The sequence below is a fragment of the Hartmannibacter diazotrophicus genome (genome assembly GCF_900231165.1).
Lineage (GTDB): Bacteria > Pseudomonadota > Alphaproteobacteria > Rhizobiales > Pleomorphomonadaceae > Hartmannibacter > Hartmannibacter diazotrophicus.
The window spans coordinates 4,358,679-4,378,993 of sequence record NZ_LT960614.1 but is presented as its reverse complement, the minus strand read 5'-3'; the positions used below and the strand labels follow the sequence as shown (position 1 = coordinate 4,378,993).

Genomic DNA, 20,315 nt, shown 5'->3' with positions numbered 1-20,315 from the left:
GACGATACAATTGCCGGCGGGGCAGGGGCTGGAAAAGCCTCCGCGCCGAACCCACACAATGAGCGTTGATGACTCCGACCGGATGACCATGCCGCTGATCCTGCATCGGCATGGCCGGCAGCTTCCCGATTGTTGCAGGCCCCCAGGGTAGGCAGTCATTCCCGGTGGAATGATCGCGCATGAAGAGCTCGACCTCAGCGGGGTTTCTCACTGTCCGGCGTCCGAAAAGGAATGTCCGGCAAGGCCGTATCTCCGTTCCGATGAAGGACCGGAGAAAAATCTGCGATGGAAGGTTTCATGTTGCCTGATCTGCTCAAATCCGCCTGCAGGATTGCCAGTCGCCTGGGTGTCGTTTCTCTGCTCCTTGTCGCGCTTTCGGCATGCAACGAAGCGCAGAGGGGGGAGGGTGCGGCGTCCGGGAATGCCAGGCCAAAGACCAGTGTCGGCGTGATCACCGTGGAGACGACGAGCGCGCCAATGGTGCTCAATCTGCCGGGCCGTGTCACGGCCTACCAGACCGCCGAAATCCGGCCCCAGGTCCAGGGCATCATCAACGAACAGGTGTTCCGGCAAGGCTCGGAAGTCAAAGCTGGAGACGTCCTCTTCAAGATCAAGGACGCCAGCTATCAGGCCGCAGTCGATGCGGCAAAGGCCGCCGTGCAGAAGGCGGAGGCAACGATGGAGGCGGCCAAGGCCAAGGCGGACCGCTTTCAGCGGTTGGCGCTGGGAAACAGCACCAGCCAGCAGGACATCGATGACGCCAATGCAAGCTATCAGGAAGCGAAGGCGGATCTGGCGTTGGCCAAGGCCGATCTGGAGACCGCCGAGATCAATCTGAACCACACCGTCGTGACTTCGCCGATTTCCGGTCAGATCGGCCTTTACTCCGCTTCGGCCGGCGCCCTGGTCACGGCGAACCAGAGCGACGCGCTCGCAACGGTTCGCCAGTTGGACCCGATCTACGTCGATGCGACCGACAGCAGCGCAAATTTCCTGAGAATCCGCAAGATGCTCGCGGAGGGGACGTTGAAAGGCAATCGCGACAAGATCAAGGTCCATCTGACGCTCGAGGATGGCTCCACCTATGACCAAACCGGGTCGATCGAGAGCCTGGAACCGGTTGTCAGTCAGACGACCGGGACGTTTTCCGTGCGGATCAAGGTTTTCAATCCCGACCGCACGCTGTTGCCGGGAATGTATGTCCGCGCCGCGGTCGATCTTGGAAACCTCGAAGGCGTTTTCCTCGTGCCGCAACGGGCGGTCAGCCGCAATGCCAAGGGCGAGGCGACGGTGATGGTTGTCGACGCGGACGGGAAGGTGGAGACCAAGGTGCTGGAAACGAGCCAGACCAGCGGCACCAACTGGATTGTCAGAAACGGCCTCGACGCGGGCGATCGGGTCATCATCGAAGGCCGCCAGAATGTCGTCGATGGCGCGCAGGTCGCCGCGACCGAAATGACGCTCGACGAGAACACGGGCCTTGCGCGGGAGGCCGAGGCCGATCCGGCCACGGCGGGCCCTCTGCCCAAGACGGGGGGCTGAGGCAGGTCCATGGCGCTCTTCTTCATCAACCGGCCGATCTTCGCCTGGGTCATCGCGATCAGCATCATGCTGGCCGGGACACTCGCCATCTCTCAGCTCTCGATCAACCAGTATCCGGAAATCGCGCCGACGACGGTGCGCATCTCGGCGACCTATCCGGGCGCGACCGCGGAGACGGTCGAAAACGCCGTCACCAAGGTCATCGAGCAAAACATGACGGGGCTTGAGAATCTCGACTATATGTCGGCCTCGAGCACATCGTCCGGCACGGCCTCGATCTCGCTCACCTTCAACAACAAGGCCGATCCGGACATCGCCCAGGTTCAGGTGCAGAACAAGCTGCAGCTTGTCGAAAGCCAGCTTCCCGATGCGGTCGTCACCCAGGGCATCCGGGTGACGAAGTCGACGTCGAGCATCCTGATGGTCGGCGCGCTGGTCGCCACGGACGGGTCACTGACCTCGCTCGACCTCGGCAACCTCATCAGTTCCAACCTGGAGGACCCGATCAAGCGGGTGGATGGCGTTGGCGACCTGCAGGTCTTCGGCTCGGGCTATGCCATGCGCATCTGGCTCGACCCGGTGAAGCTTGCCAAATACGAGTTGATGCCGGGCGACGTGACGACGGCGATCAGCGCCCAGAACAAGCAGATTTCCGTCGGCCAGCTCGGGGCCAACCCGTCCGTTGCCGGCCAGCAGCTCAACGTCACGATCACCGCGCAAAGCCAGCTCAAGACCCCGGACCAGTTCCGCGCCATCATCCTCAAATCCAACATGGACGGCTCGCTGGTGCGCCTGGGGGATGTCGCCCGGGTCGAGATCGGCGCCGACAGCTACGGCGTGGAGTCGCGTTACAACGGCAAGCCGGCGGCCGGCTTCGGCGTCAACCTTGCGATCGGCGCGAATGCCATCGACACGGCGGCGGCGGTACGGGCCACGGTCGACGAGTTGAAGGGCAGCCTGCCGCCCGACGTCGAGGTCGTCTACGCCTACGATACGACACCCTTCGTGGAGCTATCGATCGAAAAGGTGATCGAGACCCTTGTCGAAGCGGTCGTGCTCGTCTTCCTGGTGATGTTCGTCTTCCTGCAGAACATCCGGGCGACGCTGATCCCGACCATCGCCGTGCCGGTGGTGCTGCTTGGGACCTTCGCGATCCTGTCGATCGCCGGCTTTTCGGTGAACACGCTCACCATGTTCGCCATGGTTCTTGCTATCGGCCTGCTTGTCGACGACGCCATCGTCGTCGTCGAAAATGTCGAGCGCATCATGGCCGAGGAAGGCATCGGGCCGCGCGAGGCGACGATCAAGTCCATGGGCGAGATCACCGGCGCCCTCATCGGCATTGCCCTCGTGCTTTCGGCGGTCTTTGTTCCAATGGCCTTCTTTGCCGGTTCGGTCGGCGTCATCTACCGGCAGTTTTCGGTCACCATCGTCTCGGCGATGCTGCTCTCGGTCGTCGTTGCCATCGTGCTGACGCCGGCCCTCTGCGCGACGATCCTGAAGCCGGTGAAGGCGGGACACGAGCGCGGCGGCGTCTTCGGGCTCTTCAATCGCGCCTTCGACCGAACCGCGAAGCGCTACGGGGGCGGTGTCGGCGGCATCCTGAAGCGGCCGATCCGCGTCATGGTCCTGTTCCTCGTCATCTGCGGCGGCGTCTATGGCCTCATCAGCCGGCTGCCGACCTCCTTCCTGCCGCCCGAAGACCAGGGCATGCTGATGACGATCATCCAGCTTCCGCCCGGGGCGACGACAGCCCGGACGCGAGCCGTGGTCGAACAGGTGGAGAAGCACTATCTCACCGATGAAAAGGACAACGTCGTCAGCGTCTTCGCCAGTCTCGGCTTCGGCTTTTCCGGCAACGGCCAGAATTCGGCGATGGCCTTCATCAAGCTGAAGGACTGGTCCGAGCGCACGGGCGCCAACCGCTCGGCCGCTGCCATCGCGGGGCGAGCCATGAAGGCCTTTTCCAGGATCCGCGACGGCCGGGTCATCGCCCTCATGCCGCCGGCGATCCACAATCTCGGCACGTCGGCAGGCTTTTCGCTCTTTCTCGAGGATGTGGGCGGTGCCGGGCATGCGGCGCTTGCCGCCGCGCGGGACAAGCTGCTGCAGCTCGCGGCGAAAAGCCCTCTCGTCACCGGGGTGCGCCAGGACGGGCAGGAGGACGTGGCGCAGTTCCGCATCGATGTCGACCAGGCCAAGGCCGGCGCGCTCGGGATCGACCTTTCCGACATCAACACCACGCTCTCCGTCGCCTTTGCCGGCGACCACGTGAACGACTTCATCAATCAGGAAAAGATCAAGCCGGTCGACGTGCAGGCCGATGCGCCCTATCGCATGACGCCTGACAATCTCGACGAGTGGCAGGTGCGCAACAGCGACGGCGACATGGTGCCCTTCTCCGCCTTCGCCTCGACGTCCTGGTCCTACGGGTCGCCGCAGCTTGACCGCTACAACGGCGTTTCGGCCGTCGGCATCTCGGGTTCGGCCGCGAATGGTGTCTCGTCCGGCGACGCCATGAAGGAGATGGAGAGGCTGGTCGGCGAACTCGGCCCCGGCTACACGAGCGAATGGACCGGCCTTTCCTATCAGGAGGAGCTTTCCGGCAACCAGGCGCCGGCGCTCTACGCCATCTCGGTTCTTGTCGTCTTCCTCTGCCTTGCCGCGCTCTACGAGAGCTGGACGATCCCGCTCTCCGTCATGATGGCGGTGCCGATCGGCGTCTTCGGCGCCCTCGCGGCGGCGACGATCTTCGGCCAGTCCAACGACGTCTATTTCAAGGTCGGGCTGCTCACGACCATCGGCCTTGCGGCCAAGAACGCCATCCTGATCGTCGAGTTCGCCAAGGAACTGGAAGCGGGAGGAAGGGACCTCGTCGCGGCGACGCTCGAGGCGAGCCTGATGCGGCTTCGGCCGATCCTGATGACGTCGCTCGCCTTCATTCTCGGCGTCGCGCCGCTGGCGGTGGCGAGCGGAGCGGGATCGGGAGCGCAGAATGCCGTCGGCATCAGCGTCATGGGGGGCATGCTGGCGGCGACTTTCCTCGGTATCTTCTTCGTGCCGCTCTTCTATGTGCTGGTGCGCAAGGTGGCCCTGCGGCTTGCGAGCAGACAGGCTCGATCCGACCATTCCAAAGCACCGATGGCCGACTGAAGGTCGATTGCGACCGTCCCGCGGAGAGAGCAAACGCCGATAAAGGTGTTCCAACGTCTGGCAGCGGCGGAATGTGCCGCGGGCACATCCAGTTGGCCCGCCGCGAGCCATGCCGGCGGAACGGCCGAGGGACACTGGAGAGCCGGTCCGGGGCTTGCCGGACGTCGCTCCACAAAGCGACGATCCATCTGGCAGGCGATGCTTCAAAAAAGCCAAAGGCCGCGCTCTTGAAAGAGCGCGGCCCTGTGGATCTGCGGCGGGGTGCCTCCCTGGGGCGGACCCGGCCGATCCGGCAACGCCTACCGATCAGCGGTAGGGGTAGCCGGCCTTCTGCATGTTGGAGGCGTATTTCTTGAAGGCGTCGACGACCTTGCCGGCGCGCGGGCTGGAGCTTGCCACTTCGTCCCAGAAGCCTTCGGCATCCGTGACGACCTGCGCCCATTCCTCGGGCGGAAGCTGCGTCACTTCCATCTTCTTGCCCTCGACGCGCAGTTTGGCCTCGCCGCCCCAGTACCAGACGTCGCGGTAGTAGTGCGACTGGTCGATGGTGATCTTGAAGAGCTCCTGCAGATGCGGGGGGACCTTCTTCCAGCTCTCGGTGTTGGCAAAGTAGCTGCCGAACCAGGCGCCGGTGACCGAGTTGCCGAGCGCGTACTTGCACACGTCCGCCCAGCCCACTTCGTAGGCTTCGGTGAAGCCGCACCAGGCGACGCCGTCGAGCTCGCCGGTCTGCATGGCGACTTCCACGTTGTCCCACGGGATCGTCACCGGAACGAGGCCGTATTTCGCCAGGAACTTGCCGGCGGTCGGCACGCCGAACACGCGCAGGCCCTGCATGTCGGCGAGGCTGCGGATCGGCTTGTCCACGGTGAAGACGTGCAGCGGATCCCAGGCGCCGGTGGAGAGCCAGGTGACGTTGTCGACCTCGGAATAGGCTTCTTCCCAGATTTCCTTCAGGCCGTAGTAGTGGAACAGCGCCGGCACATCGAGGCTGTAGCGGGTGGCGAAGGGGAAGTAGCCGCCGAAGACGGAGATGTCGACGGGCGAGGCCATCGTCGCCTCGTCGGACTGCACCGCGTCAAGGGTGCCGTTCTGCAGCGCGCGGAAGAGGTCGGCGGTCGGGACGAGCTGGTCGGCGTAGTAGAGTTCGATCTCCATCTCGCCATTGGCCGCCTTGTTGAAGGCCTCGATCTGCGGCTTGATCACATGGGCGCCAAGCGGGGCGCCAGAGTAGGTCTGCAGGCGCCACTTGATCGGCGCGGTCTGGGCGATCACCGCGGGGGTGGCGAGCGTCGTTCCGGCGGCAAGCGTGCCCGCGCCGAGGCCAACATTGCTGAGGAACTTGCGCCGCGAGGCGAGGATCTCGCCCGACGGACACTGGTCTTTCTTGGATTCAGTCATGTCTCCCTCTCCTTTTGGAAGTGCCGGCGCTTGCGAGATGGGCGGCCGGCCACCCGAGTGGGCCGGAACGGGGCCCTGGCGAGGCCTCGGTCCGGTCTGACGCTTGGCGGATCGGGCCGGAGCTCTCCACACCCCGCTTCCCATCCGTTCGGTCGGTCATCATGTCTGGCGCCCGGTTCCCGTCCGGACGTCGTCTTGTTCAGCCTCTCACGTTCATGTGCTCGGGCAACCACATGGCAAGCTGCGGGAACAGCATCACCAGCGCGATGGTCAGGGCCATGATGGCGGCGAAAGGCCAGATCGAACGGTAGATGTCGATCAGCGTGACTTCCTTCGGCGCCAGAGAGCGCATCAGGAATAGATTGTAGCCGAAGGGCGGGGTGATGTAGGCGATCTGGCAGGTGATCGTGTAGAGCACGCCGAACCAGATGAGTTGGTTGTCGAAGCCGAGATCGAGCATCTTGACCAGCGGCACGTAGAGCGGCGCCACGATCACCAGCATGGCCGTGTCGTCGAGGAACATGCCCATCACGATGAAGCTGATCTGCATCATGATGATGATGGTCCAGGGCGAGAGGTCCCACTTCTCGACGAAGAGGTTCTCGATGGCTTTGACCGCTCCGAGGCCGTCGAAGACCGCGCCGAAGGCGAGCGCGGCGAGGATCAGCCACAGGAACATGCAGGAGACCGCGAGGGTCTTCATCGACGTGCCGCGGATCAGGCCCCAGGTGAAGCGTCCCTTGACGATGGCGGCAAGGGTGGCACAGGTCGCGCCGACGGCCGAACTCTCGACGAGGCTGGTGTAGCCGAAGACGAAGAGGCCGGTCATGAAGAAGAAGATCGCGAAGGGGATGATGCCGGCACGGGCGAGCGCGAGCTTCTCGCGCAGCGGCATGTTCAGCTCCTCCTCCGCCACCACGGGGGCGAGCGCCGGGTTCATGCGGGCGCGGATGAGGATATAGACGACAAACAGTGCCGCCATGATCAGTCCGGGCACGAGCCCCGCGAACCAGAGCTTGGAGACCGGCTGGCGTGCGATCATGCCGTAGAGGACGAGAACGACCGACGGCGGAATGAGGATGCCGAGCGACGAGCCGCCCTGGATGACGCCGGAGATCAGCACCTTGTCGTAGCCACGCCGCAGCATCTCCGGCAGGGCGATGGTGGCGCCGATGGCCATGCCGGCGACCGACAGGCCGTTCATGGCCGAGATGATGACCATGAGCAGGATGGTGCCGATGGCAAGGCCGCCGCGCAGACGGCCGAACCAGACGTGCAGCATCTTGTAGAGGTCCTCGGCGATGCCGGACTCCGACAGGATGTAGCCCATGTAGATGAACATAGGCAGGGTCAGCATCGGGTACCAGTTGAAGAGCTTGAAGACCTGGTTGAACGGCAGTTCCACCGCGCCGTTGCCATAGAGCAGCAGGGCGGCGCCCGCCGCGACGAAACCGATCGCCGCGAAGACGCGCTGGCCGCTGACCAGCAACAACACCATCGAGGCGAACATAAGAAGCGCGATCGCCTCATAACTCATGACTGGGTCTCCCCGCGCAGCGTGGCGATGTGCTTGAAGACGAGGGCGACCGCCTGCATCATCATCAGCACGAGACAAGCCACCATCAGCGACTTGATCGGTATGACCGAGGGGTTCCAGATGGAGAAGCGCCGCTCATCGGTGGCGATGGCATAGGCGAGGCTCGAGATGCCTCCCGCCAGCATGACCCCGAGATAGAAGATCATGCAGAAGACCGTGACGAGATCGAGTTTGGCCTTTCCGCGCTCCGACAGCGTGGAATAGAAGAGATCCATGCGGACATGGTCGTTGTTCTTCAGGGTCATCGGCCCGCCCATGAAATAATAGGCGGCGAGCGTGAACTGGGTCAGCTCGATGGCCCAGTGCACCGGCATCTTGACGACGTTGCGGGTGACGGCATCGAAGATCAGCGTTCCGCCCATGAAAAAGATGAGCGAGGCGGCCAGATAGCCGACATAGTCTGAAAGCCGGTCGGTCAGGCGGACGTATTTCCCGATCAGTCCCTGCATGTGTCACCCCCTGTCTGCCGTGACGTGCCCTTCATCAATGCCACACTTCCACTCCCATGTCGGCCAAGGCGGTGCGATGGGCCTCGTCCAGTTGCGTATCGCTGATCAGCAGATCGATTTCGTTGCACAGGCACACGGAAAAAGCCGCGCGCCGGCCGAACTTGCTGCTGTCGGCAAGGACGGTCACGGTGCGGGCATGGGCGATCATCGCCCGCGCGACTTGCGCCTCCTCGAAGCTCGCGTCCATCGCGCCGACCTCCGGCGAGATCGCGGCGACGGTGAGGATCGCGCGGTCGGCCTGGAAGGCCGCGATCTGTTCGATCGCGGTCGGGCCCGTCGTCTCGGCATTGTCACCGTGATAGCGGCCGCCGAGCAGATAGATGGCCGCGTCCGAGCCTGCCTTGTCCATACGCTCGGCGAGCCGCCATGAATTGGTGATGACCGTGAGGCCGGGAATGGACGCGAGGAACTCGGCCGCCGCGAGCGTCGTCGAGCCGGTGTCGATGAAAAGGGTCTCGTTCATTTCGACGGCATCGGCCAGCCGGCGTCCGATCCGCGTCTTGGCGGCGGCTTCCGTCCCGAGGCGCTCCGAAAAGCTGCCTTCGGCGATGAGGCGCGGCCGGCGTGCTCCGCCATGGACCTTCTCCACCCGGCCGCCGTCGGCGAGCTGGGTGAGGTCCCGGCGGATCGTTTCCATGGAGACGTCGAAACGATGCGCAAGCGTCTCGACGGAGAGCTCGCCCTCGCGCCGGATCATCTCGTCGATCTGAAGCTGTCGCTCATGCGGCTTCATGCTCCGTTTCATGCTCCGTCCAGTTAATACCGAATGATACAGATCAGCAAGTTTTGGGCCGTTTGAATTATTTGCTCCAGCAAGGACGGATTTTCCCTGTAACCAGAGCGCCAGCTTGACACAAATGACTGATCAGTCAATAGATGAACAATTCCACAATGAACTTGGGCGGTCACTTCGTGAGCAGTGCTCAAAAAATAAGCGCCAATCAGACATTCGATGTGGCGGTGATCGGAGCCGGCATCGTGGGCTGTGCCCTTGCGCGCCGATTCACGCTCGACGGTGCGTCCGTGGTCGTGCTGGAAAAGGCCGTTGACGTTCTGGACGGCGCCTCCAAGGGCAACAGCGCCATCCTGCACACGGGCTTCGATGCGCCCGAGGGATCGCTGGAACTTGCCTGCGTGCGCGAGGGCTATCGGCTCTATCTGGACATCCACGAAAAGCTGGGCCTGCCGCTTATTCGCTCCGGCGCACTCGTGCTTGCCTGGAACGAGGCGCAGGCCGCCGAGTTGCCGAAGCTGATGGATCAGGCGCGGGCGAATGGCGTCGATGATATCGAGCCGCTCGACCGGGCCGGCCTGCTGGCGCTCGAACCCGAGTTGTCGCCGCACGTTGTCGCCGGCTTCCGGGTGCCGGGCGAATCCCTGATCGATCCCTGGTCGGCAGCGCATGGCTATCTGCTGCAGGCGCTGCAAAACGGTGCGCATCTGATGCGCTCCACCGAAGTGCTCTCCGGGCGTCGTGTCGATGGTGCGTGGTTGCTGGAAACATCGCAGTGCACGGTTCGTGCGCGGCTGGTGATCAACGCGGCCGGTCTTTACGGAGATATCGTCGACCGCCGCGTCACAGGCGAGAACTGGTTCACCGTCAAGCCACGCAAGGGGCAGTTCGTCGTCTACGACAAGCCGGCGGCGGCGCTCGCCGGCCATATCCTCCTGCCTGTGCCGACGAAGATCACCAAGGGGATCGTCGTTTGCCGCACGGCCTTCGGCAACCTGCTGGTCGGGCCGACCGCCGAGGAGCAGGAGGATCGGGCCCATGCGGTTCTCGACCGCGAGACGATGCAGGCACTCGTGCGCAAGGCCGAGGAGATTCTTCCCGCGCTTGCCGATCATGACGTGACGGCGATCTATGCCGGTCTTCGTCCGGCGACCGAGGAAAAGGAATACCGCATCCGGGCCGATCTCGCGGACGACTACATCTGCGTCGGCGGCATCCGGTCGACGGGCCTCACGGCGGCGCTCGGGATCGCGGCGCACGTGGCCCGTCTTGCCAATCGGGAGTGGACGCCGATTGCCGATCCCGTCTGGGCTCAGATGCCCGCACTCTCCGACGAGGCGCGGCGCGACTGGTGCCAGCCCGGCAACGGCGGGATCGTCTGCCATTGCGAGATGGTCACCCGGCGCGAAATCGAGGCAGCGCTGAGCGGTCCGCTCGCGGCTTCATCCATGGGCGGTCTCAAGCGCCGCTCGCGCGTCACGATGGGACGCTGCCAGGGCTTCTATTGCTCGGCGGATCTTGCCCGGATCACCGAGGGCAAACTGGCCCAGCCGATGCTCGCCGGAGGATCTGACGATGCGTGAGGAGGCGGAACAGGCCGACGTCATCGTCGTCGGCGGCGGTCCGGCGGGCCTTGCCGCGGCGACGGAACTGCGCCGATCCGGGATCGCCCGCGTCATCGTTCTTGACCGCGAGGGGGAGGCCGGCGGCATTCCGCGCCATTGCGGCCACTATCCCTTCGGTATGCGCGAGTTTCACCGCGTGCTGAAAGGGCCTGACTACGCCGCGCGGCTGGTGAAACGGGCAAAGGCCGCCGGCGTCGAGATCAGGACCCACACGGCGGTCACGGCCCTGCATCCGGGCGGTCGTCTCTCGCTCTCCACGCCCGACGGGCTTCGCCAGATCGAGGGGCGCGCGGTGCTGCTTGCAACCGGCGTTCGCGAGACGAGCCGGGCCGGACGCCTGATCGGCGGCGAGAAACCGGGAGGCGTCATCCCGACCGGGGCGCTCCAGGGGCTCGTCTATCTCAACGGACAGCGTCCGTTCCTGCGGCCGGTGATCGTCGGCTCGGAGCTTGTCGCCTTCTCCGCGCTGCTCACCTGCCGCCATGCTGGCATCCGGCCGCTGGCGATGATCGAGCCGGGGTCGCGTCCGACGGCGCGTGCGATCTCGACGGTTCTCGCTCATCTGATGGGCGTTCCGGTTCTCGTCGGCACGGAGGTCGAGGAAATCCTTGGCCGTGACCGGGTGGAGCGCGTGGTCGTGGCCGATGCCGAGGGTCGACGCGAGATCGAGGCCGATGGCGTCATCGTCACCGGCGCCTTCCGGCCGGAGGCAACGCTCATTCGCCAGAGCCATCTGGAATTCGATCGCCTCAGCGGCGGCCCGGCGATCGACCAGTATGGCCGCCTGTCGGATCCTGCCTATTTCGCGGCCGGCAATCTGCTGCGCGCAGTCGAGACCGCCGGCTGGAGCTGGGCGGAAGGACATCGCGCGGCGAAGGCCATCGCGGCGGCGCTCGCCGGGCGGTTGCCATCTCCCGAGGCCAGCGTTCGCGTCACCGTCGACAGCGACGCCCTGAAGCTGGCGCTGCCGCAAAGGCTTGCTTGCGGCCCCGCCGCGCCTGGAGCGGCCGACCGTATCCAGGTTCGTCTCTTGCGTCCGGCCAGTGGCCGCCTTCGGCTGATGCGGGGCGGCGAATGTCTCGTCGAGCGGAGGATCGACAGCCTGCCGGAGCGGCGTATCCTGCTCCCCATCCCCTCCCTGCCAGCATCGGCACGGCAGGGGGATGATCTTCGCGTTGTTCTCGACGAGGGCTGAATGCAGATACTGGCGATCGATCAGGGCACGACCAGCACCCGCGCCCTCCGGATGGACGCAAGCGGGCGGCTGCGGCCGGTTCTCTCGCTGACCCACAGGCAGTTCTATCCGGCAGCGGGCCATGTCGAGCACGATCCGGAGGAACTGCTCGCCAACGTCGTCCGGTGCCTTGCCGCGGCCGAAGGCGCACGTCTCGCCGGGATCGACAATCAGGGCGAAAGCTGTCTTGCCTGGGATGCCGAGGATGGCAAGGCGATCAGCCCGGTCATCGTCTGGCAGGATGATCGCACCGCCGACGTGACGGCCGCGCTTGAAGCCGACGGCGTCGGGCCGGAGGTGATGGCGCGGGCGGGCCTGCCGCTCGATCCCTATTTCTCGGCTTCGAAGCTCGGCTGGATTGTCCGAAACATCCCACGGGCGCGGGAACTGGCGGCACTCGGCCGGCTGCGTCTCAGCACCACCGATGCCTTCTTCCGCGACCGGCTGACCGGGCGCTTCGAGACCGATGTCGCCACGGCCTCGCGCACGTCGCTGATGAATCTCGAGACCTGCGAGTGGGACGAAGAGCTTTGCCGGATCTTCGGCGTTCCGATCGAGGCGCTCCCACCGATCGGGCCGACCTGCGGCAATCTGGGTCCGCTTCCGCACGGGCTTCGTCTTGGCGCGAGCATCGTCGACCAGCAGGCGGCGCTCTACGGCCATGGCTGCCGCAATCCGGGCGAGGCGAAGATCACCTTCGGCACCGGTGCCTTCGCGCAATGCGTGACCGGGACTCTCAAGCGACCGGAAAAGCCGGGTCCCTTGCCGACGGTCGGCTGGCAACGGCCCGGCGAGGCGGTGACCTATGCGCTCGACGGCGGCGTCTATGCGGCGGCGGCGGCGGTCAACTGGGCCTGCGATCTCGGCCTCTTCGGCGATTATGGCGAGATCGGCGCCTTCGAGGCGTCATCGGCCATCGACCGGGGCATCGCTTTCGTGCCGGCGCTCTCCGGCATCGGTTGTCCACACTGGAGCCGGCAGGCGCGGGGAGGCTGGCTCGGTCTCGGCCTTGCGACCGGAAAGGGCGACATGATGCAGGCATTGCTGGAGGGCATTGCCCTGCGCAGCGCCGAGGTGCTCATCTCCATGGAGGCGGAACAGTCCTTCGCCGGTGCGGTCTCGGTCGATGGCGGCTTGTCCCGCAATGGTTATTTCACGCAGTTTCTCGCGGATGTCACCGGCCGCGACCTGTTCGTTTCCGCCGAGCCGGAACTGACTGCCGCCGGTCTGGCCCGGATGGCGGCGGAAGGGGCGGGGATCGATCTTCCCGAGGTGCGGGAAGGAACGGTTGTTGCGGCATCCGGCGCGCTCCATGCGGACATGCGCCGGCGGCGTTTCGAAGCCGCGCTCAAGGCCGTGGAAGGCTATGCCCGGGCGTCAGGGTGAGCGCAAGCTCGGCAAGACCATCGGCAGTCGTCCCTGTCGGTTGCCCGCGCCCATCGTCTCTCGTTGGAACGGCGGAAATCCGCTTCTCTTGTCCATGACCGGAAAGGAGTCGATCGGCCCGCGCGGCAACGGAGGTGAATTGCGATGGCAACACAAGCGGAATGGCGCGAAATCGCCTATCAGCGCAGCCTCGGACAGAGCGGGAGCCTCACCGGCAACATTCACAACGCCGCCGGTTACGACGACTATGTGCGAGCCAAGCAAAGCGAGGAGGCAAATCGCTCATGGGGATCCCAGACGATCCCGCATAGCGTTGCGGTTCGCTCTCCGGTCTACGGCGGTTCCCGCCAGGGCATGAGCCCGCAAGGCGCGGCCTTCTTTCTGTCCTGCATCGCCGGTGCCGGGGCATATCTCTTCTTGCAGTCCTGGCCTGTGGCGGGCCTAACGTTCGGTGGCTCTCTTGCCGTCATCTGGCTTTTGAAGATTTTCTTTGAATCGCCGCTTGGCGAGATCGTCGCCTTTTGCATCGGGATGCTCGTCAAGGCCGGGCTTTTCGTGGGGATCGTCTCCCTCATTTGGGCGGTCGGAGGTCCGATGATGGCCTTGTCCTTCCTCGGGCTCATCGCCGGCCTGATCGGACTTGCCTGCCTGCCCCTGCTTTTCGGCCATTTCTATCGAAAGTTCACGAAAACCCCGACCGGCGCCAAAGTCGATCGCTTCGCCAGGCGGCTCGTCGTGGCGACAGTGTGGCTGGCCATCCTCTATGCCGGCTATTGGATCGCGGCCCAGACGATCTGGTCCTGAAGGGAGAATGCTCCGGAGGCCAGGACCATCAGACGCCCGGCGCAAGCTGGCCTCTCCGGTCACTGCCCGGCTCGTCTATCCCCGGCCTTGCGGCGACCGGGCGGACGGCCGGGCCAGCATCACGAGAGCCTGGATGCCGGCGATGGTCGCCACGTAGACCAACACCTGGAGTTGGCTCGGATGATCGACGTAGCCGACCAGCACATGCAGGATATTGCCGAAGATCGACCCCTGATCGACGAGCCAGGACGAATTCCAGGCCGTCGGATAGAGGACGTTCGCGTAACCGCTGCGCTGGAGAAGATCGACCGCGTTGGCGGCAAGCCCTGCGGCCAGCAGCGTCATGAGGACGTTGGTGACGCCGAGGATGTGCCGCAGCGGAATGGCGGCAAAGCCGAGATAGACGGCAGCCGAGACGGCGATGCCGGCAAGGATGCCGAGAATGCCGCTAGTGAAGAGACTGGACGTCGTCGGCGTGTCGAGGGCGAGGACGCCATAGAGAAAGAGGACGATCTCGAATCCCTCGCGCAGCACGACGGCCGCCACGACAATCGAGAGGGCGGTTAGCGGCTGGCGCGCCGCCGCGATATCGTGGCCGAGCGCCGATAACCTTTCGCTCAGCGCGTTGCCATTGCGCGACATCCATGTCGCATGCCAGCAGAGCGTGACAACGGCGGTCATCAGGATGAGGGCGTTGAGCAGATACTGGCCCGTGCCGTCGAAGAAACCGGCAATCTCGTGTGCGAAGGCGGCCAGCAGCGTGGAGCCGAAGAAACCGGCGGCCGCGCCTGCCGAGATATAGCTCAGACGTCTTGGAATGCCCCGTGTCGCCGCCAGGACCAGACCGATGATCAGGCCGGCTTCCAGAACCTCCCGGAAAATGACGACGAGCGGAGCAAGCATGGCGTGAACCTCAAACGAATGGTCTCAAATCGACAGGACGACCGGCCGGACGCAAGCAATGGCGAGGCATTGCCGGTTGCCACGAGGCCTTCGAGTCCTGGTCCGCTCCAGCACGGGCCGGCTGCAAAATCCGATTCATCAATATTGGCAGAATAAATCGCCCGGCGGGAATCGCAATCGGGGGCTGTGGCTCGCCGCACACAGGGTGAATGCTGGGCTTTCCCGGCCGCCGGCAAGCGTTGGCAGGTGGCCTGAAACAGCAGTCCGGTCAGGAGGCATTTTCGCTTCATTCGGGGTTGCCCGGGGCAACGCCTCACAATGGCCGGGTTCTGGCAATCGGATAGGATATGGTTAATCGCGATTTATGCATGGCCGGGCGGCGTTGTATTGTCTTCCTCCGGAGCGAGCCGGCGCGTATTCGTCCGGTGAATGGCGGCGGGCCGCAGATGATTCGAACTGGCTTGGAGGTTTGATGGCAACCGATTTCAGGGCGGACGAGGCCCTCGTCGTGATCGACGTGCAGAAAGACTTTTGCCCTGGCGGAGCACTTGCCGTGACCGACGGCGATGCGGTGGTCGAAATCATCAATGCGCTCAGCCCGCGTTTTGCCCATGTCGTGGCAACGCAGGACTGGCATCCGGCCGGGCATCTCTCCTTTGCCTCCAGCCATCCCGGGAAGGCTCCGTTCGAGACGATCGAGGCCGATTACGGCCTCCAGACGCTCTGGTCGGACCACTGCGTCAAGGGCAGCGACGGCGCCGCCTTTCATCCGGGCCTCGATCTCAATCCGGTCGAGTTGATCGTGCGCAAGGGGTTCCGGCCCGAGATCGATTCCTATTCGGCCTTCTTCGAAAACGACCGCAAGACGACGACGGGCCTTGCCGGCGCCTTGCGCGAGCGGGGTTTCCGCAGGCTCTATTTCGTGGGTCTTGCGACCGATTTCTGCGTTGCCTATTCGGCCATCGATGCGGCCCGCGAGGGCTTTGAGGCGGTCGTGCTTCTCGATGCCTGCCGGGGGATCGACCTTGGAGGATCGCTCGATGCGGCCATCGCGGAGATGAAGGCCGCCGGCGTCTCGGTCGTGAACGGGGCATGAGGCCTTGCGCGTGGCCGCCCGGCAGGATGTCCGGACGCCTTCGAGGAGCGTTGCTCCCCTGGTGTTCGGGCGGGGGAAATCAGACTTGAGAGAACCGGATGAGCGGTTGGTGCGTTGCCTTTCCTGGAGCGTCCCGCCAACAGGAGTTGCCACTATGAAACGGGACAAGTTCCCGCTATGTCTTGATGGTTACGAGCAGTTCGGAGCTGGCGTGTCGCCGGCCGGCTGCCGGGGTTTCCCGCCTGCGACCTCGGGAGATCCGGGAGGGTGCGGAATGACCCGATACCGGGTCGGTCCGCAGCCGGGACATCGAGGCCACCGGGACGACGTCGTTTCTAGTATTGCCTTGCGGAGCCTTGAATTTTGGACCTGACGAGCACCCGTTCGAAATCGGATGACTTTCAGCCGGACCGACGCGATCTCATGAAGGGGGGACTTGCGGCGATCGGCTCCGTGGTTGCCGCCTTTGGCGGCGTCCTGCCGACCGCGGCCTTCGCGGCGGCGACGCAGGCCCAGTTCGCCGTCAGCGGCCCGTTTCGCCGCTCGACCGTCGCGGAGATCGCAAGGAAGCTTGCCGCGCAGGAGTTCCAGGCGCCGGACAGTTCCTTGCCGGATGTCTTGCAGAACCTTTCCTACGACCAGTATCGCGATATCCGCTTCAGGCGCGAAAAGTCGATCTGGGCGGACCAGAAGCTGCCGTTCCAGCTCCAGCTCTTTCATCGCGGCGCCTATTTCAAGCAGCCGGTGGAAGTGGCGCTGGTGAACAAGGGGGAGGCCACGCACCTTCCCTATGATCCGGAGATGTTCTCCTTCGGATCGCTCGTGCCGCAACCGATCCCGAACGAGGACATCGGCTTTGCCGGCATCCGTATCCACGGGCCGATCAATACGCCCGACTATTACGACGAGATCGCCGTCTTCCAGGGCGCGAGCTATTTCCGCTCGCTCGCCAAGGGGCAGGTCTACGGGATCTCGGCGCGCGGTCTTGCGCTGAAAACAGCCGATCCGGAGGGCGAGGAGTTTCCGACCTTCCGTGCCTTCTGGGTCGAAAGGCCGTCCGAGGCGGCCGATTCCATCGTCGTCTCGGCGCTTCTCGACAGTCCCTCGACGACCGGTGCCTACCGGTTCACGCTGAGGCCGGGCATGCCGACGCTGATGGATGTGGAGGCGCAGCTCTTTCCGCGTGTCGACCTGCAGAAGGTCGGGCTTGCGCCGGGGACGAGCATGTACTTCTTCTCCGGCAACGGGCCGCATGACATCGATGATTTCCGTCCGTCCGTGCACGATTCCGACGGCCTGCTCATGGTCACCGGTCGGGGCGAGCGGCTCTGGCGCCCTCTGGCCAATCCGAAGACGCTGCAGATCAGTGCCTTTTCCGATACCGCGCCGCGCGGCTTCGGGCTCATCCAGCGCAACCGCAATTTCGACGATTACGAAGATCTGGAGGCCGCCTACCAGCGCCGTCCGAGCCTCTGGATCGAGCCGGTCGGCGACTGGGGCTCCGGCCTCGTCACGCTGATCGAGATCCCGACCGATTCGGAGATCCACGACAATATCGTCGCCTACTGGAACCCGCACGAGCCGATCCCCGCGGGCTCGGAGTTCAGTTTCGCCTACAGGCTTGCCTGGGGCGGCGATCCGGAGGCGGCGCTGGGTTCAGCGCGGGTGACGTCGACGCGTTCGGGCCAGGTGCCGAACGATCGCGACAGCGGCATGCGCCTTTTCGTCGTCGACTACTCGCTGGCAGCAGGGATCGATCGCGGCGCTATTGGCCAGCCCAAGGCGACGGTCAGTTCCTACAAGGGCTCGGTCAAGAATGTCGTGCTCCAGAACAATGATGTCACCGGCGGCTTCCGATTGAGCTTCCAGCTCGATCCGGGCAGCGAGGAACTCATCGAACTTCGCGCCGAGCTGCATTTCGACAACGGCGAACCAGCGGAGACCTGGGTCTACAGATGGACGGCATAAAGGAGGATGTCGCGCGCGAGGTGATCTGCCCTTCCGTAACGTCGGGCGGCATCGATCCGGGCATGCCTGCCGAATCGCCGCGTGACATGCCGGCCCAGCGGCTGGAGCGTTTCGATTATTCCGCGCGCCGCACGCTGGTGAACGCGTCGGCGCGGTCGTCCTGGACGAAACGCTTCTTTGTCCTCGGCGGTGCGCTGGCCCTCAGCATCTTCGCGATCTACGAGATGTATCTCGTCCTCTCCATCGGTGACCTGACGCCGGTGGAGCAGGTGGTGCTCGGCCTTTTTGCGCTCACCTTCGTGTGGATCGCCATCGCGATGACGAGCGCGATCGCCGGCTTCGCGGTGATCGTTCGCCGGCGGTTCACGGGACCGCAGCGATCGAAGGAGCCGCTGAAGAAGCGCACCGCGGTGCTGATGCCGACCTACAACGAGCAGCCGGACCGCGTCTTTGCCGAACTGGAATCCATGATCCGGGCCGTGGATGCCCTTGGCGAGGGCGATGCGTTCGACTGGTTCGTCATTGCCGATACCACCGACGCCGCCGTCGCCTTGCAGGAAGAGGAAGGGCTCGCGCTTGCGCGCCAGCGCCTCGGCGGGCGCACGCGGCTCTTCTACCGTCGCCGGCGCCAGAACACGGGGCGCAAGGCCGGCAATGTGGCCGACTTCTGCCGCCGCTGGGGCGGGGCCTACGAGCATCTCCTCGTTCTGGACGCCGACAGCCTCATGGACGCCGAGACGATGGTCGAGCTTGCCCGGCGCATGGAGGCCGATCCGGACGCCGGGCTGATCCAGACGATCCCTGTGCTCGTTGGCGGAACGACGCTGATGGCTCGCATCCAGCAGTTCGCCGGCCGCGTTTATGGGCCGGTGGTCGGAACGGGCCTGTCCTGGTGGGTGCAGAAGGAAGGCAACTTCTGGGGCCACAACGCGATCATCCGCACGGAGGCCTTCACTAATTGCGCCGGGTTGCCGGACCTGCCGGGCGCTCCGCCCTTCGGCGGCCACATCATGAGCCACGATTTCGTGGAGGCGGCGCTGATCCGGCGCGGGGGATGGAACGTCATCATCGCCGACGATCTGTCCGGGTCCTTCGAGGAAAGCCCGCCGTCGCTGATCGACCTTGCCGTGCGCGACCGGCGCTGGTGCCAGGGCAACCTGCAGCATTCGCGCTTGATTGCGGCGCGCGGGCTGCATTGGGTGAGCCGAAGCCATCTCCTGACCGGCATCCTGTCCTATGCGACCTCGCCGCTGTGGCTGATGCTGCTCATCGCCGGCCTCGTCCTTGCCCTCCAGGCCCACTTCATCCGGCCGGAGTATTTCTCGTCCGACTTCCAGCTTTTCCCGTCCTGGCCGCGCATCGATCCGGAGCGCGCGCTCGGCCTCTTCGTGCTGACGATGGGCGTTCTCTTCACGCCGAAGATCCTCGGGCTCGTCGCCTTCCTTTCCGACGGCAAGGCCCGCAAGGCGGCGGGAGGCTTTTTCGGCGTTCTCGTCAGCTTCCTTGCCGAGATGATCCTTTCCGCGCTCGTCGCCCCGATCATGATGCTGATCCACACCGGCGCCATCGTGCAGATTCTGCTCAGGCGTGACGCGGGCTGGAACCCGCAGCGACGCGACGACGGCGGTGTGCCGCTCACCGACCTCATCCGGCGTCACAAGTGGCACGTCCTGTCGGGCTTCATCCTGGGTGGCGCGGCGCTGGCCGATTCCTGGATTCTTCTTGCCTGGCTCTCGCCGGCGGTCACGGGCCTCATCCTTGCCGTTCCCCTGTCGGGTCTGACCGGATCGGCCTCGATCGGCCGGGCCTTCAAGAAGATGGGCATCCTGCGCATTCCGGAGGAATCCAATCCGCCGCCGATCCGCGAGGACATGCTGGCGGTGCGGCCGTCCTACGAGGCGGCCGTGCTCAAGGCGCCGAGCTTTGCCGAGACGGTGTCCGATCCGGACCTTCTTGCCCGGCACCTCGCCTTTGCCGACCGGGTGCTGCCGCGCCGGCGCGGCGCCGTCGATCCGGTGGAGGCAATGGCCGCCGCAAAGATCGGCGAGGCGGAGAGCATCCGCGAGGCGGCAACCTTCCTCAACGCCAAGGAAGAAGCCATCGTCCTGGCGACCCCGAGGCTGCTTCAGGCGATGGCCGCGCTGCCCGAAGTGGAGAGCCCAAAGGGCTGACAGGATGGCGCGGCGCCGCCTTGCGTGGCCGACCGCTATGCCGCGTTGCAAGATGCTTTTCGCAAACGCAAAAACACGCTAACACTGAACGATCATGCAGCGGGGCACCGGTGTGCGGCTTTTATGGCCGCAGACCCAAATAGCTGTTCTGAAAACTTGAATTCGACTGATATGGCCCGGCGGTCTCTTCTGC

At 64.8% G+C, this 20,315-nt stretch carries 14 protein-coding genes; 9 read left to right on the top strand and 5 right to left on the bottom strand.

Going from position 1 to position 20,315, the window contains the following annotated elements; all coding sequences use genetic code 11:
• Positions 1–447: 447 nt before the first annotated feature.
• The gene (locus tag HDIA_RS20325; RefSeq protein ID WP_210202871.1) at positions 448–1,542 is read left to right on the top strand and encodes an efflux RND transporter periplasmic adaptor subunit; all 1,095 of its coding nucleotides are present in this window, start codon (positions 448–450) and stop codon (positions 1,540–1,542) included.
• 9 nt (positions 1,543–1,551) lie between these two features.
• Positions 1,552–4,695, top strand: a complete 3,144-nt coding sequence (locus HDIA_RS20320) for an efflux RND transporter permease subunit (RefSeq protein ID WP_099557815.1) — start codon at positions 1,552–1,554, stop codon at positions 4,693–4,695.
• Positions 4,696–5,001: 306 nt separating this feature from the next.
• Here the strand turns inward: HDIA_RS20320 and HDIA_RS20315 are convergent, their stop codons facing one another.
• The 4 genes from HDIA_RS20315 to HDIA_RS20300 form a co-directional block, all read right to left on the bottom strand.
• Positions 5,002–6,096 (bottom strand): type 2 periplasmic-binding domain-containing protein, encoded by a 1,095-nt coding sequence (locus HDIA_RS20315; RefSeq protein WP_099557814.1) that lies wholly within the window; start codon positions 6,094–6,096, stop codon positions 5,002–5,004.
• A gap of 199 nt (positions 6,097–6,295) precedes the next feature.
• On the bottom strand, positions 6,296–7,633 hold the full coding sequence (locus tag HDIA_RS20310; RefSeq protein WP_099557813.1) for a TRAP transporter large permease: 1,338 nt from the start codon (positions 7,631–7,633) through the stop codon (positions 6,296–6,298).
• Entirely contained in the window at positions 7,630–8,142 is a 513-nt protein-coding gene (locus HDIA_RS20305; RefSeq protein ID WP_099557812.1) for a TRAP transporter small permease subunit, read from the bottom strand. Before HDIA_RS20305 ends, HDIA_RS20310 begins: the two co-directional genes overlap by 4 nt.
• Positions 8,143–8,176: 34 nt before the next feature.
• Positions 8,177–8,947: a DeoR/GlpR family DNA-binding transcription regulator gene (locus HDIA_RS20300; RefSeq protein ID WP_245884003.1), complete on the bottom strand. Its 771-nt coding sequence runs from the start codon at positions 8,945–8,947 to the stop codon at positions 8,177–8,179.
• 131 nt (positions 8,948–9,078) lie between these two features.
• On the opposite strand from HDIA_RS20300, the gene HDIA_RS20295 reads away from it, so the two are divergent.
• The 4 genes from HDIA_RS20295 to HDIA_RS20280 all read left to right on the top strand — a co-directional run bounded on the left by HDIA_RS20295 (position 9,079) and on the right by HDIA_RS20280 (position 13,984).
• A complete protein-coding gene (locus HDIA_RS20295) occupies positions 9,079–10,518 on the top strand; it encodes an NAD(P)/FAD-dependent oxidoreductase (RefSeq protein ID WP_425432908.1) in 1,440 nt (479 codons plus the stop codon).
• Positions 10,511–11,755, top strand: a complete 1,245-nt coding sequence (locus HDIA_RS20290; protein ID WP_099557809.1) for an NAD(P)/FAD-dependent oxidoreductase — start codon at positions 10,511–10,513, stop codon at positions 11,753–11,755. The genes HDIA_RS20295 and HDIA_RS20290 overlap by 8 nt, the downstream gene beginning before the upstream one ends.
• Positions 11,756–13,180, top strand: a complete 1,425-nt coding sequence (locus HDIA_RS20285) for an FGGY family carbohydrate kinase (RefSeq protein WP_099557808.1) — start codon at positions 11,756–11,758, stop codon at positions 13,178–13,180.
• Positions 13,181–13,324: 144 nt separating this feature from the next.
• Positions 13,325–13,984 carry a hypothetical protein gene (locus HDIA_RS20280; RefSeq protein ID WP_099557807.1) on the top strand — a complete coding sequence of 220 codons (660 nt, stop codon included), beginning with the start codon at positions 13,325–13,327 and terminating at the stop codon, positions 13,982–13,984.
• A 75-nt stretch (positions 13,985–14,059) separates the two neighbouring features.
• Here the strand turns inward: HDIA_RS20280 and HDIA_RS20275 are convergent, their stop codons facing one another.
• Positions 14,060–14,887, bottom strand: a complete 828-nt coding sequence (locus HDIA_RS20275) for an FTR1 family iron permease (RefSeq protein ID WP_099557806.1) — start codon at positions 14,885–14,887, stop codon at positions 14,060–14,062.
• 472 nt (positions 14,888–15,359) lie between these two features.
• Between HDIA_RS20275 and pncA the strand changes: the two genes are divergently transcribed.
• The 3 genes from pncA to mdoH all read left to right on the top strand — a co-directional run bounded on the left by pncA (position 15,360) and on the right by mdoH (position 20,122).
• A complete protein-coding gene (gene pncA / locus HDIA_RS20270) occupies positions 15,360–15,983 on the top strand; it encodes a bifunctional nicotinamidase/pyrazinamidase (RefSeq protein ID WP_099557805.1) in 624 nt (207 codons plus the stop codon).
• A 423-nt stretch (positions 15,984–16,406) separates the two neighbouring features.
• Entirely contained in the window at positions 16,407–17,951 is a 1,545-nt protein-coding gene (locus HDIA_RS20265) for a glucan biosynthesis protein G (RefSeq protein WP_099559053.1), read from the top strand.
• Positions 17,939–20,122: a glucans biosynthesis glucosyltransferase MdoH gene (gene mdoH / locus HDIA_RS20260; RefSeq protein WP_197708052.1), complete on the top strand. Its 2,184-nt coding sequence runs from the start codon at positions 17,939–17,941 to the stop codon at positions 20,120–20,122. The genes HDIA_RS20265 and mdoH overlap by 13 nt, the downstream gene beginning before the upstream one ends.
• Positions 20,123–20,315 lie beyond the last annotated feature (193 nt).